The sequence below is a fragment of the Streptomyces subrutilus genome, assembly GCF_001746425.1.
Lineage (GTDB): Bacteria > Actinomycetota > Actinomycetes > Streptomycetales > Streptomycetaceae > Streptomyces > Streptomyces subrutilus_A.
Genome location: NZ_MEHK01000001.1, coordinates 7,000,738 through 7,013,987 on the forward strand (window position 1 = coordinate 7,000,738; position 13,250 = coordinate 7,013,987).

The window sequence follows — 13,250 nt, forward strand, 5'->3', positions numbered from 1 at the left end:
CGCTCAAGCGCCGGCACGGCTCGCTGCGGATGCGGATGCGGATGCGGATGCGGGCGCGTTCGCGTCGTCGTGCGGCCAGGACGTCGGGGTGGCGGACACCCCGAATGAGCGCACAGGCCATACAGCCGCACCACACCCCATCGGCCGCAGCCCCGACACCCCCCCGCGAAACTCCGCACCCGCACCCCCGCACACGCGGCCGCTGACCGCTGGTGCCTGCCCTCGACCGCGACCGGGGCGCCAGGAGATGGTCCGCGACGTGCTCGACATCGCCTCCCGATCCCCGTGGTCCTGGCCGCAGTGGGACCGCACCGACCCCGACGGCGAGGACGTACGGCGTGCGTCGATCGGCCCGCTCACCGTCGTCTACTGGGTCAACCGCAGCCTCCGGCACCTACGCGTTCTGTCCATCGTCTGGGCCGACTGACTCGCATCGAGCACTACGCCCGTGGCAGATTCCGTTTCCACGGGACTTCGTCATGTCAACGCCGTGTTCCGGAGCGGCCGGTGGAGCAGGTCAGCGCAGTTCGTTCCCCCCCCCAGCGCTCCAGCGGCGCCTGCCGGGATCGCCGCCGGCGGGTGAGGGGCTCCTGGGGGCGAGGCGATGGGCACCTCGGTGGCGACGCCGGGTGGGGACGCTCTGTCCGGCCGGCGATCTTCGTCGACAAGAACGGCCTGGCCGACCCGGGGGAGCGGTCCCGCTGCGGCTGGTGGCCTTTGGCGGGGTTCCCGTGCGGTAGCGGTTGACGGGTCCCGTGAACATCACCGGGCGGTTACGCATGCGTTTCTCTCGCCTGCGGGACCGACAACTCGTCTTCTCAGTGCCGTGATTGCCAATCTCTGTGTCGATTGTGGCGTGGGTCACGCGGTAGGAGAGTGGCCGCCTTCCCACCGGCCTCCCCGGCCACCAGCGTTGAGAGGACGTCCATGTCCCACAGTCCCAGCGGTGAAGTCCATCGGCTCAAGGCCAACTCGGTCGGCTTGATCGGGGTGGTCTTCATGGCCGTGGCCACCGCCGCCCCGATCACCGCGATGACCGGGAACCTGCCGATCGCGGTCGGCTTCGGCAACGGCACCGGGGCCCCGGCCGGCTACCTCTTCGCCACCCTCGTCCTGACCGTCTTCGCCGTCGGGTACGTAGCCATGGCCAAGCGGATCACCGCGGCCGGCGCCTTCTACGGCTACATCTCCCACGGCCTGGGCCGGATCGCCGGCATGGCCTCCGGCATGCTCGCCGTGCTCGCCTACATCGTCTTCGAGGCCTCGATCGTCGGCGTCTTCTCGTACTTCGCCAAGACGACCGTGCACGACCAGTTCGGCATCGACCTCCCCTGGATCCTGTACGCGGCCGCGATGCTCTCCGTCACCGCCGTTCTCGCCCACTTCGACATCAACCTCACCGCAAAAGCACTCGGCGTGATGCTGATCGGCGAGATCGCCGTCCTCTTCGCCGTCGCGACCGCCGTCCTGCTCGCGGGCGGAGGCCCGGACGGCATCCCGCTGGAACCGGTCAACCCCTCGAACGCCTTCACCGGCACCTCCGCCGGCCTCGGCCTCTTCTTCGCCTTCTGGTCCTGGGTCGGCTTCGAATCGACCGCGATGTACGGCGAGGAGTCCCGCGACCCCAAGCGGGTGATCCCCAAGGCCACCCTGATCTCAGTCGTCGGCGTCGGCCTCTTCTACATCTACGTCTCCTGGATGACCATCGCAGGCAACGGCCTGACCAAGTCCGTCGAGCTGTCCGCCTCCGCCAATCCCCTGGACCTCTTCTTCGCCCCCACGCAGCAGTTCATCGGCTCCTGGGCCGTCGACTCCTTCCAATGGCTCCTGCTCACCGGGTCCTTCGCCTGCGGCATGGCCTTCCACCAGTGCGCCGCCCGCTACCTCTACGCGATCGGCCGGGAAGGCTTCCTCCACCCCGCCCTCGGGCGCACCCACGCCCGGCACGGCTCCCCCTACCTCGCCTCCCTCGTGCAGAGCGCCATCGCCATCGGCCTCGTGGCCGCGTTCTGGCTCACCGGCCAAGACCCCTACATCCACCTCTACACCCTGCTGGCGATCCTCGGCACCATGGCCATCCTCATCGTCCAGACCCTCTGCTCCTTCGCCGTGATCGGCTACTTCCGCAAGAACCACCCCGAGGACCGCCACTGGTTCAAGACGTTCACCGCCCCTCTCCTCGGCGGTATCGGAATGAGCGCCGTCGTCGTCCTTCTGGTCCTCAACATGAAGACCGCGGCCGGACTCGCCGCCGACTCCCTCGTCTTCGGCCTCATCCCCTGGATCGTCGCCGCCGTCTTCTTCGGCGGCCTGGCCCTGGGCTGCTACCTCAAGTTCAGAGCACCCGAGCGCTACGAGGTCATCGGCCGGATCGTCCTGGAAGACGCCACCGAACGCACCGACCCCAGCACCGAGAACACCGCCCCCTCCGCCGCGCACGTCTGACACCCCAGGGAGCCACCCGCCATGGCCCGCACCTCCGTCATGCACGCACTGAGGCAACTCGCCGCCGAACACGCCGCCGCCCGCCGACTGTCCCTGCCCGCCGCCGACGTAAGGGGCCTGAGCCGCCGCGCCCTGCTGGAGCGCGCCGCCGCCCTCGGCCTCGGCACCGCCGTGGCAGGCGCCGCCGCCACCGTGCCCGCCCGGGCCGAAACCGCACCGGACGGCAAGAAGCCGCCGACGGGCAGCCCCCGCGTCGCCGTGGTCGGCGCGGGCATCGCCGGCCTGACCGCGGCTCTCACCCTGAAGGACGCGGGCATCACCTGCACCCTCTACGAAGCCAACCCCACCCGCGTCGGCGGCCGCATGTGGACCCAGCGCGACCACTGGGCATACGGCCAGATCTCCGAGATCGGCGGCGAGCTGATCGACACCAGTCACAAGAAGATCCTCGAACTGTGCCGCCGCTTCGACCTGCCAACCGAGGACTTTCTCGGCGGCGGTCCGAACGGCGCCGAAGAAGTCCTCTGGTTCGACGGCGCCTACTACCCCCGCGCCCAGGCCGACGAAGACTTCAAGGCCGTCTACCAGGCCCTGCGCCGAGACCTGCAGGACGCGGGCGAGGTCACCTGGAACACCACCACCCCCACCGGCACCGCCCTGGACAACATGTCCCTGTACCAGTGGATCGAGACCCGTGTCCCCGGCGGCCACACCTCACGCCTCGGCCAGTTCATCGACGTCGCCTACAACGTCGAATACGGCGCGGAGACCGCCGACCAGTCCGCCCTCGCCCTGGTCCTTCTCATGGGCTACCAGCCCAACCCCGGCCACTTCAACGTCTGGGGCCTGTCCAACGAGCGCTACCACATCATCGGCGGCAACGACCAGCTTCCCCGGGCCATCGCACAGACCCTGCCCGCCGACTCACTGCTGATGGGCCGCGAACTCACCGCCGTCCGCGCCAACGCCGACGGGACCCAGACCCTCACCTTCGACGACTCCGGCACCACCCGTACCGTCACCGCCGACCACACCATCCTGTGCCTGCCGTTGCCCGTACTCCAGCGCATCGACCTCACCGCGGCCGGATTCGACCCGCTCATGAGGAACCTCCTGCGCGATGCCCGCATGGGCTACTGCACCAAGCTCAACATGCAGTTCACCAGCCGGCCCTGGCGCGGCACCGGTGCCTGGCCCGGGGTCTCGGCGGGCGACTGCTTCACCGACTCCGACGTCCAGCAGACCTGGGACACCACCAAGGTCCAACCCGGAAACGGGGGCATTCTCCTCCAGTACGCGGGCGGCGCCCTGGCCGGCACGCTCACCCCGGCGACCCCCTTCGCCACCCAGACCGACCCCTACGTACGAACCCTGGCCGCCCGCATGCTCACCGGCATCGACGCGTTCTTCCCCGGCACCAAGAACGCCTGGAACGGACGAGCCCAACTGTCCGCCTGGCACCGCAACCCGTACTCCCTGGGCGCCTACTCGTACTGGCCCACCGGCTACCTCCACCGCTACGCCCGTTACGAGGGCACTGCCCAGGGCAACGTGCACATCGCGGGCGAGCACTGCAGCTACGACTTCCAGGGCTTCATGGAAGGCGGCGCGACCGAGGGCGAACGCGCGGCAAGAGAGGTCATCAGCGCTCTCGCATAGGCAGTGCCGTCCTGGGGCGCCGATGCACTCGGCGCCCCAGGTATTGCGTCGCGTGGCTCGGCGACCGCGGCCGTCCACGCCGTAGGACGGTGGCCGACGCCTCTCCTCACCCCAACCAGGCTCGTCCGCCCGTGTGGGGGAGGCGAGGCGTTTTGTCGTTCAAATGTGCGATAACAAGGGCAGGTTCGCGCCAAGAAACCTTGTACTTTCGGGCTCTCTTTCGTCGGACACGTTGCGTTAACCGCGCAAACAACTTCGTCGGGTTAACGTGTTTCTTGACCAATCATTGACTGGTGCTTGGCCCGCACAAAAGGTTCCGCTTGTGCTGGAGGGTTGCATGTTGCGAGCTGGGACAGCTGAGACGGTGCACGCAGTCCTGGCCGCCGTCCTGCCGGCCGCCTGCTCCCGGCGCACGCGTCGGCGTTCGCACACGCGCACGGGTTCCGTCCTGTCGCGGCCGAGGACCAGTCTCGAATTGAGTCATCCGGGTGGGCGCGGCGCGCCATCACCGGTCATGGCGGCGGATGCCTCGGACGGCCGACAGGCCCCCGCGCATACCCGCCACGGCCGGGCAGCGCTCCAGGTCTTCCGCTGCTGACAGCGAAGCCGCGCCTGCCTCTGTCCTGCCCGTCCGACGCGCTCCCATGGCGCGCCAGGAGGAATGAGCACGTATGCAGCCCCTCATCGACAACGCCCGCACGTTCGGACAGCGCCCTGAGGAGTTCGCCAAACTCGCCGAAGGCCAGTCTCCCCAGGTCCTGTTCATCACCTGCTCCGACTCCCGGGTCGTACCCGCCCTGATCACGGGCGCCGCCCCCGGTCAGCTCTTCGAGCTGCGCACCGCGGGCAACATCGTCCCGCCCTACGCCTCCGAGCGGCCCACCTCCGAGGCCGCCACCATCGAGTACGCCGTGGAAGTGCTCGGCGTCCAGGACATCGTCGTCTGCGGCCACTCCCACTGCGGTGCCGTGGGCGCGCTGGTTCGCGGCGACGACCTCGACCCCGTCCCCGCCGTACGGGACTGGCTCGCGTACGCCGCGAGCCGCCCGGTGTCGGACGACCCGGACGACCCGGCGGTCGCCGCCTCCGTGCAGCACCACGTACTCGCCCAGCTGCTGCGCCTGCGTTCCTACCCCTGTGTGGAGAAGGGGCTGGCCGAGGGGCGGCTGCGGGTACGCGGCTGGTACTACGAGGTGCACACCGGGGCCGTACTCGAACACCGCACCGACACCGACACCTTCCGGGCCCTGTGAGCGGCGCCATGAATGCTGTGACCAGGTTTCCCCATCTCAGGCGGGACTTCGCCGCATCCCTCGTCGTCTTCCTCGTCGCGCTGCCCCTGTGCGTGGGCGTGGCCGTCGCCTCCGGCGTCCCGGCGGAACTCGGCCTGGTCACCGGCATCGTGGGCGGCATCGTCGCGGGGCTGATGCCCGGCAGCAGCCTGCAGGTGTCCGGACCGGCCGCGGGCCTGACCGTGCTCGTCTTCGAGGCCGTCCGCCAGTTCGGGCTCGCCTCGCTCGGCGTGATCGTGCTGGCCGCCGGGCTGCTCCAACTCCTTATGGGCGCGCTCAAGCTGGGCCGCTGGTTCCGGGCCATCTCGGTCTCGGTGGTCGCGGGGATGCTGGCCGGCATCGGGCTCGTGATCATCGCGGGCCAGTTGTACGCGGCGGCAGGCCTCAAGGCGCCGGCGTCCGGCATCGACAAGATCGCGGGGCTCCCGGACGCGATCGTCCGCGCGGTCGGCAGCACCGAGGCCATGGCCTCGCTCGGGGTGGGCGCGGCCACCGTCGCGGTGATGGTGCTGTGGAAGCGGATGCCGAAACAGGTACGGGCGGTGCCGGGCGCGCTCGCGGCGGTGCTGCTGGCCACGCTGGCCTCGCTGGCGTTCGCCCTGCCGGTCGCCAAGGTCGAGGTGCAGGGGCTGCTCGGCGCCATCCAGCCGCCGGGGGCCGACGCCTTCGGTCAGCTGGCCCAGCCGGCCATCTTCGGAACCATCGTCGCGTTCGCGTTGATCGCCTCGGCCGAAAGCCTCTTCAGCGCGGCGGCGGTGGACCGGCTGCACGACGGGCCGCGCACCGAGTACGACAAGGAGCTCATGGCGCAGGGCGCCGGCAACACGGTGTGCGGGCTGCTCGGCGCGCTGCCGATGACCGCCGTGATCGTGCGCAGCTCGGCCAACGTCCAGGCAGGGGCGAAGACCAAGGCCTCCCGCGTGCTGCACGGTGTGTGGCTGCTGCTGTTCGCGGCGCTCCTGCCGTCCGTCCTGGGACTGATCCCGCTGCCCGCCCTCGCCGGCATCCTCGTGTACGCGGGTTGGAAACTGATCCCGTTCCGGCAGGTCGTGCTGTTGTGGAAGTCGTACCGGGGTGAGGCGCTGATCCTCGTGGTGACGGCCTTGGCCATCGTCGCGGTCAACATGTTCGAAGGCGTGCTGATCGGTCTGGCACTGTCCGTCGTCAAGACCGCCTGGCAGGCCTCGCACGTCAAGCTGGAGGTCGTCGACAAGGGCGCCGGCCCCGTCCAGGCGTACCTGTCGGGCAACGCGACCTTCCTGCGGCTGCCGAAGATCCTCGACACTCTGGAGTCGCTGCCCCAGAACCGTCCGGTGGAGCTGGACCTCTCAGGGCTGCACCACGTCGACCACGCCTGCCGCACGGCGCTGGAGAACTGGGCCGAGCGCCACGGCGCGGCCGACACCGAACGGGTGAGGATCAAGACGCCATAGGCGGCGCGGCGCACGCCGTGTACCGCCCCGTCCGCAACGGTGGCCACGGCCGCGGCGCCCGGCGTTTCACACCGCGGCCCGCACGTCCTCGTACCGGTCCGGGTCGACTGACCGGGGTCGGAGGTTTGCGGCGGGCCGCGGCTCGACCTCGGCGGCCGGTGCCGTGCGGAGGGTGGGTGCTGGGGGAGCGGTCGCCGTTGCCAGGCGGCTCGAACCCGTCATGTGTTGCGTTGTTGGTGGGTGTGGTGGCGGAGTTGGTCGGTGTGTTGGGTGAGGGCGTCGATGCGTTGGGCGAGGTGGGCGTCTTGGGGTCGTAGGTGGGGGCGGCTGTCGGTGAGGGGGCGGATGAGGCGGGCGGGGTCGTGGTGGGCGAGGGCTTGGTTGAGGTCGCCGATGGCGGTTGCGGCTGTGGTGGGGAGGTCGGTGAGGGAGCTGATCTGGCCGGCGAGTCGGCGCAGGTCGGCGGCGTTGTCGCGGGCCCAGGCGGTGACGGTGCGGTCGGCGGCGCGGGTGTCGCGGGTGGCTTGGACGCGTTGCTCGCGGGTGGTTCCGGTGGCGCCGGGGCGTTGGCGTAGGTAGCGGCGTTCGGCGGCTTGGCGGCTGGCGACTCCGAGGGGGCCTGCGAGGTCGGCCCAGCTGGCGCCTTGGCTGCGGGCGGTTTCGATCAGGCCGCTCTCCCAGCCGGCGAGCTGCTCGCGGACCTCCCGCAGCATCAGCAGGGCTGCCAGGGCCGGGTGTGGGCCGGAGTCCGGCGCGAGATCCGCCGTCGCCGGCCCTGTAGAGGTTCGCTGCGCGTCTCTTACGGCTTGGTCGATGGTCTCCAGTGCCGCTGCGGCGGCCAGGAAGGAGACCGGGTTGAGCGGGGGCGTGGCCTGGTCCATGGCACTCTCCGGTCCGTCCGTCATCCTCCAGATGACTCCTTGCTTGTCATCGTTTCGATGACATGTTACAACGGATGCACGTTGAAGCGCATTGGCAGTTTCTGCCTGAACCAATTGGAGGTGTTTCGCGATGTTGATGCGCACCGACCCGTTCCGCGAGATGGACCGCATCGTGCAGCAGCTTTCCGGCACGTCGGGGACCTGGTCGAAGCCGTCGGTGATGCCGATGGACGCCTACCGGCAGGGCGAGGAGTACGTGATCGCGTTCGACCTGCCCGGGGTGAGCGCGGAGGCGATCGAGATCGACGTCGAGCGGAACATGCTGACGGTCAAGGCCGAGCGCCGGCCCACGGACAAGACCGACGGTGTGCAGATGGAGCTCTGCGAGCGGCCTTTGGGTGTCTTCTCCCGCCAGCTCATGCTCGCCGACACCCTGGACACCGAGCACATCGAAGCCGACTACGACGCGGGTGTCCTGACCCTGCGCATCCCGATTGCCGAGCGCGCCAAGCCCCGCAAGATCGCCATCGGCGGCGGCTCGGGCCGCAAGCAGATCTCCGGCTGACCAGCCCCACACCCAAGGCGGAGGACGGGGAACGGACCCCCTGCGGCACCCCGTCCTCCCCTCCGCACATCATCCTGATGACTCACCCCTTCCCCGGAGGTGGCGTGATGGCGATACGCAGGGAGTCGTTCCTGGCCCACGTCCAGGAACGCGGCGAGTACTCGACCCCGCAGGAAGCCGAACGAGCGGCGCGCGTGGTTCTGGCCCTGCTGGGCGCGCACCTGGTCGGCACGGTGCGGGCCGAGCTCGCCGCCCGGCTACCCGAGACCTACGCCCTGATCCTCCTCAACCCGCTGCAGGCAGCGGAGCCGCTCACGCCCGAGCGCTTCGTCCGCGCGACCGCGGCCTGGATCGAGGGCGCCACCGAGAAGACGGCGCTGTGGGACATCGGCGCGGTCCTGTCCACCATGGCCGCCGCCGCCGGCGACCACCTCATGGCAGAGATCCTGCTCCAGCTCCCGCCCGGCTACGACATCCTCTTCGGCCACCCCCACTCCACCTGACCCGCACCCGGCCGCGGGCCTGGCTCCTCGCGATCATCCGCACCGACCGCGCCCCGGAACCTGCGGATGCATTGACGCGGGGCGGGCAGGCGGGCTGCGTACGGACGACTGAGGAGGAGACCGACCATGGACCGCACCAGTGACGCTACGGAGCCGGAGCTTCCGGCCCGAGTTCCGGAGAACCGCGAGGCCGTGACCCCTGACCTGCCGCCCCTCGGCCCGGCCGCCCCCGACCTTGCGGGCACCGTTGAGAAGGACGGGAGCGAGTCACCCGAACCCGCCGGTCCTGCTGCCGGACCGGCTTCGGACAAGCCCCAGGAGCCGACCGACTAAAGGTTGTTGCTGGAAGGCTCCCGGCCGTGTGCCCGGCTGCGAGGCAGGGGCCCGGCGTCGACGTGGCGGCCGGGGCGCAGGGCGGCGTGGCGCTGTCCCGGGCCTGGGCCGCCGCGTGCGGCCAGGGCGTCGACCACGGCGCCGGTGGCGAAGGCGTGGACGGCCTTGTGCAGCACGTCGATCACGAGTTCCCTGCGGGGCCATGTCTGGGGCGGTGCCTTGACCCCGCCCCGCCGGCTCACCCGGATGCCGCGAAGGCGGGCACGGATCGGGCGAGGGGGTAGGCGTACCCGGCAGCAGAACGAGCCGGGTACGACGGAAGGCAGCCCCTATGAACACATCGGCCCACTCGCTCACCGCCGCCCCCGGGGCGCGGCCTGAGCGGCGCAGGTCACTGGCGGTGTGCGGCCTGATCGGCGTGGCCGTCATGGCCGCCCTCGACGAGATCGTCTTCCACCAGATCCTCGGTTGGCATCACTTCTATGACCGTTCCACCCCCGGCGTGGGTCTCATGTCCGACGGTCTGCTGCACACCGCCGAGCTGCTGGGATTGGTCGCCGGCTTCTTCCTCTATGCCGATCTGCGCCGACGCCGTGCCCTTGCCCCCGCCCACGCCTGGGCCGGATTCTTCCTCGGCCTGGGACTCTTCCAGCTGTTCGACGGGGTCGTCGACCACAAACTGCTGCGCCTGCACCAGATCCGTTACGGCGTCGATGTGACCCCGTACGACTGGGCCTGGAACATCGCCGCGCTGATCCTGCTCCTGATCGGCGCAGCTCTGGCCGTCCGCGCCTCGCGCCACACGGAGGCGGGATCAGCGTCGTGACGCCCGGGCACGTCCATCCGGGCGCGGTCGCGGGCCTCGGCCCTGCCGAAGTGGCCGTGGCGGTGGCCGCCCTGTTCGCGGCCACCGTCTACATGGTGGGTTCGCGTCGTCTTCGACGACGCGGGGACCTCTGGCCCCGGTGGCGCGACGCCTCGTTCTCCGTCGGGGGTGCCGGTGTCGTCTGGGCGGCGACAGGGCCGCTGCCGGGCGGACCGTACACCGCCCACATGGTCCAGCACCTGATCGTCGGGATGGCGGCCCCGCTCCTGCTCGTCCTGGCCCGCCCCCTCACTCTCGCCCTGCGCACCTTGGCCCCCGGTCCGGCACGTCGTGGACTCTTGGCCCTCTCCCGGTCCCGTCCCGTGCGCTGGCTGGTCTTTCCCCCCTCGGCGGCGCTCCTCGACATCGGGGGACTGTGGCTGCTGTACCGCACGCCGCTGTTCGCCACCATCCGGCACGAGCCCTGGCCGCACGCCCTGGTGCACGCGCACGTTCTGGCGGCCGGGTTGTTGTTCTCCTTCGCCGTCTGCCAGCTCGACCCCGTGCGGCGCCGTTGGGGAGTCGGGGTCCGCGGAGTGACGCTCCTGGCCGTGGGCGCCGCGCACGGCGTACTGGCCAAGACGCTGTACGCGGTGCCACCTCCCGGCACCGCGTTTTCCCCCGCCGACCTGCGAACCGGAGCCCAGGTCATGTACTACGGCGGCGATCTCGTCGAAGCCGCCCTCGCCGCCGTCGTGTCCGCTTCCTGGTACCAGGCCACGGGCCGCACCCAGCAGCGGCTGCGCCGCCGACCGGATGCGAGCCTGAGGCGGCGCGGCGCGATGGCAGCAGCGAGCAGGGCCGAGTAGCTTCCGAGAGGTCAGGGGCGGCGTGCCGCCTCGGAGCCTTCCGCGCGGCGGTCGGCGCGCAGGATCAGCAGCGAGATCAGCGCGGCCGTCGTGAGCACTGCGCCGACGGCGATGTCGAGAATCCGGCTGCCGTTGTCAACGGCGGCGTTCTGCAGTCCCAGGACGAAGGGTGAAGCGATCATCCACAGGCCGGCCAGACCAACGATGGCATCGGAGCGCCAGCTGCTGCCGCGGTAGAGCCGCAGACCCACGACGACCATCAGGAGGGTCCCGATCATCGCTTCGTTGACCTGTGCGTCCTTCGCCCCGTCATGCGTCGCCATCGGAAAGATCCACAGGGCGGCGGAGGCGGCGAACATGACGACCCCGAGAAGCTGGTCGTGGATGCCCTGCCGAAAGGCGTGCGCCTGAGGCGGCGGGACCGCGGTGTGGTGTGAGTGGTAGATGGCCATGGCATCCTCCTGTCCGTCGCCTACCCGGTCGTTGGATGCTCACGCGCAGGTGTGGGCTGCCGCCGACACGGAGGAAACTCCTGACCGAGCCCTGGGTCGCTGGGGAGACCGGTTACATCGCGTGAGCCAACCGGGTGCCGAACCCCGGCAGATGTAGCCCTCCGTCACGTTCCGTAGTAGATCTGTTAGCCGCGCGTGACACTCGTCGTGGCGGGTGCCGGCGCGTCTACCTGTGATCACCGAGCGATCCGACGCAAAGGAGCCGATCATGGCGACCTCGACCGAGCCTGTCACCCCGATCCCGGTGCGAGGCCGCTCGTGGGGGAGTGTGGTGGTCTCCTGGCTGACGACCACGGATCACAAGAAGATCGGTCACCTGTACCTGATCGCGTCGTTCGGGTTCTTCGTCATCGGCGGGGTGATGGCGCTGCTGCTGCGTGCGGAACTCGCGCGGCCCGGTATCCAGATCATCTCCAACGAGCAGTACAACCAGGTGTTCACGATGCACGGCACGATCATGCTGCTGTTCTTCGCCACACCGACCTTCGCCGGTTTCGCCAACGCGATCATGCCGCTGCAGATCGGGGCGCCGGACGTGGCGTTTCCCCGGTTGAACATGCTCTCCTTCTGGCTGTTCCTCTTCGGCGGGTTGATCGTGGTGGCGAGCCTGTTCACCACGCAGGGAGCGGCCGACTTCGGCTGGACCGCCTACACCCCGCTCAGCGGCGGCGAGCGCACCCCCTACGTGGGCGGTGACATGTGGATCATGGGGCTGGCGCTCTCCGGGTTCGGCACGATCCTCGGCTCGGTCAACTTCGTCACGACGATCATCTGCATGCGGATGCCCGGCATGACGATGTTCCGGATGCCGATCTTCACCTGGAACATCCTGCTGACCTCGGTACTGGTGCTGTTCGCGTTCCCCGTCCTGGCCGCCGCGCTGCTGGTGCTGGAAGCGGACCGGCGTTTCAACGCGCAGGTCTTCGACCCGGAGAACGGTGGCGCCCTCCTGTGGCAGCACCTGTTCTGGTTCTTCGGACATCCCGAGGTCTACATCATCGCGCTGCCGTTCTTCGGGATCGTCACCGAGATCTTCCCGGTCTTCTCACGCAAGCCGATCTTCGGGTATCTCGGGCTGGTCGGCGCGACCATCGCGATTGCCGGCCTCTCCCTGACCGTGTGGGCGCACCACATGTTCGCCACCGGAGCCGTTCTGCTGCCGTTCTTCTCTTTCATGACGTTCCTGATCGCGGTACCGACGGGTGTGAAGTTCTTCAACTGGATCGGCACGATGTGGAAGGGCTCCATTTCGTTCGAGACCCCGATGCTCTGGTCGATCGGGTTCCTCGTCACCTTCCTCTTCGGTGGTCTGACCGGCATCATCCTGGCCTCGCCGCCCATGGACTTCCACGTCACCGACTCGTACTTCGTGGTGGCGCACTTCCACTACGTGGTCTTCGGGACGGTCGTCTTCGCGATGTTCGCCGGGTTCTATTTCTGGTGGCCGAAGATGACCGGCACGATGCTCGACGAACGCCTGGGGAAGATCCATTTCTGGACCCTGTTCATCGGCTTCCACACGACGTTCCTGGTGCAGCACTGGCTCGGCGCCGAGGGCATGCCCCGCCGCTACGCCGACTACCTCGCCGCCGACGGATTCACCGCACTGAACACCCTGTCCTCCATCGGGGCGTTCCTCCTCGGCGCATCCACCCTGCCGTTCTTCTACAACGTCTGGAAGACGGCCAAGTTCGCCCCCCGCGTCGAGGTCGACGACCCGTGGGGTTACGGCCGCTCGCTGGAGTGGGCCACTTCCTGCCCCCCGCCCCGGCACAATTTCGTGACCCTGCCCCGGGTGCGCTCCGAATCACCCGCCTTCGACCTCCAGCACCCGGAAATCGCCGCCTTCGACTACTCGGGCGACCACAAACGCGACGTCATCGACCAAGAAGGGGCCTCGGGCCCCCGAGGGTCTCTGCCCGGAGCGGGCCCAGCTCAGCCCAAGTAGGCAAG

14 protein-coding genes are annotated in these 13,250 nt (G+C 69.5%); 11 read left to right on the plus strand and 3 right to left on the minus strand.

Going from position 1 to position 13,250, the window contains the following annotated elements; all coding sequences use genetic code 11:
- The first annotated feature begins 247 nt into the window (after positions 1-247).
- The 5 genes from BGK67_RS31990 (at position 248) to BGK67_RS32010 (ending at position 6,829) form a co-directional block, all read left to right on the plus strand.
- Positions 248-427, plus strand: coding sequence for a hypothetical protein (locus BGK67_RS31990; protein WP_069923328.1), 180 nt, complete (start codon positions 248-250; stop codon positions 425-427).
- Positions 428-927: 500 nt separating this feature from the next.
- Complete coding sequence (locus BGK67_RS31995; protein ID WP_069923329.1) at positions 928-2,445, plus strand: APC family permease; 1,518 nt, start codon at positions 928-930, stop codon at positions 2,443-2,445.
- Positions 2,446-2,466: 21 nt separating this feature from the next.
- A complete protein-coding gene (locus tag BGK67_RS32000; RefSeq protein WP_069923330.1) occupies positions 2,467-4,104 on the plus strand; it encodes a flavin monoamine oxidase family protein in 1,638 nt (545 codons plus the stop codon).
- Between the two features lie 671 nt (positions 4,105-4,775).
- Positions 4,776-5,357 carry a carbonic anhydrase gene (locus tag BGK67_RS32005; RefSeq protein WP_069923331.1) on the plus strand — a complete coding sequence of 194 codons (582 nt, stop codon included), beginning with the start codon at positions 4,776-4,778 and terminating at the stop codon, positions 5,355-5,357.
- A gap of 8 nt (positions 5,358-5,365) precedes the next feature.
- Complete coding sequence (locus tag BGK67_RS32010; protein ID WP_069923332.1) at positions 5,366-6,829, plus strand: SulP family inorganic anion transporter; 1,464 nt, start codon at positions 5,366-5,368, stop codon at positions 6,827-6,829.
- A 218-nt stretch (positions 6,830-7,047) separates the two neighbouring features.
- On the opposite strand, the gene BGK67_RS32015 is transcribed toward BGK67_RS32010, so the two are convergent.
- Positions 7,048-7,710, minus strand: coding sequence for an HSP18 transcriptional regulator (locus BGK67_RS32015; protein WP_069924269.1), 663 nt, complete (start codon positions 7,708-7,710; stop codon positions 7,048-7,050).
- Between the two features lie 130 nt (positions 7,711-7,840).
- On the opposite strand from BGK67_RS32015, the gene BGK67_RS32020 reads away from it, so the two are divergent.
- The 3 genes from BGK67_RS32020 (at position 7,841) to BGK67_RS32030 (ending at position 9,111) form a co-directional block, all read left to right on the plus strand.
- Complete coding sequence (locus BGK67_RS32020) at positions 7,841-8,275, plus strand: Hsp20/alpha crystallin family protein (RefSeq protein ID WP_069923277.1); 435 nt, start codon at positions 7,841-7,843, stop codon at positions 8,273-8,275.
- 107 nt (positions 8,276-8,382) lie between these two features.
- Positions 8,383-8,778 (plus strand): DUF2267 domain-containing protein, encoded by a 396-nt coding sequence (locus BGK67_RS32025; RefSeq protein ID WP_069923333.1) that lies wholly within the window; start codon positions 8,383-8,385, stop codon positions 8,776-8,778.
- Positions 8,779-8,904: 126 nt separating this feature from the next.
- Positions 8,905-9,111 carry a hypothetical protein gene (locus tag BGK67_RS32030; RefSeq protein WP_069923334.1) on the plus strand — a complete coding sequence of 69 codons (207 nt, stop codon included), beginning with the start codon at positions 8,905-8,907 and terminating at the stop codon, positions 9,109-9,111.
- Here BGK67_RS32030 and BGK67_RS32035 read toward each other — a convergent pair.
- Positions 9,108-9,296, minus strand: a complete 189-nt coding sequence (locus BGK67_RS32035) for a hypothetical protein (RefSeq protein WP_347878445.1) — start codon at positions 9,294-9,296, stop codon at positions 9,108-9,110. The genes BGK67_RS32030 and BGK67_RS32035 overlap by 4 nt on opposite strands.
- A 146-nt stretch (positions 9,297-9,442) precedes the next feature.
- Between BGK67_RS32035 and BGK67_RS32040 the strand changes: the two genes are divergently transcribed.
- Both BGK67_RS32040 and BGK67_RS32045 read left to right on the plus strand, forming a co-directional pair.
- The gene (locus tag BGK67_RS32040; protein ID WP_069923335.1) at positions 9,443-9,937 is read left to right on the plus strand and encodes a DUF2243 domain-containing protein; all 495 of its coding nucleotides are present in this window, start codon (positions 9,443-9,445) and stop codon (positions 9,935-9,937) included.
- Positions 9,934-10,785: a cytochrome c oxidase assembly protein gene (locus BGK67_RS32045; RefSeq protein WP_069923336.1), complete on the plus strand. Its 852-nt coding sequence runs from the start codon at positions 9,934-9,936 to the stop codon at positions 10,783-10,785. Before BGK67_RS32040 ends, BGK67_RS32045 begins: the two co-directional genes overlap by 4 nt.
- Before the next feature lie 11 nt (positions 10,786-10,796).
- Here BGK67_RS32045 and BGK67_RS32050 read toward each other — a convergent pair whose 3' ends face one another.
- Entirely contained in the window at positions 10,797-11,237 is a 441-nt protein-coding gene (locus BGK67_RS32050) for an SPW repeat domain-containing protein (RefSeq protein WP_069923337.1), read from the minus strand.
- Between the two features lie 268 nt (positions 11,238-11,505).
- On the opposite strand from BGK67_RS32050, the gene ctaD reads away from it, so the two are divergent.
- On the plus strand, positions 11,506-13,245 hold the full coding sequence (gene ctaD, locus BGK67_RS32055; RefSeq protein ID WP_069923338.1) for an aa3-type cytochrome oxidase subunit I: 1,740 nt from the start codon (positions 11,506-11,508) through the stop codon (positions 13,243-13,245).
- The last annotated feature ends 5 nt before the right edge of the window (positions 13,246-13,250 follow it).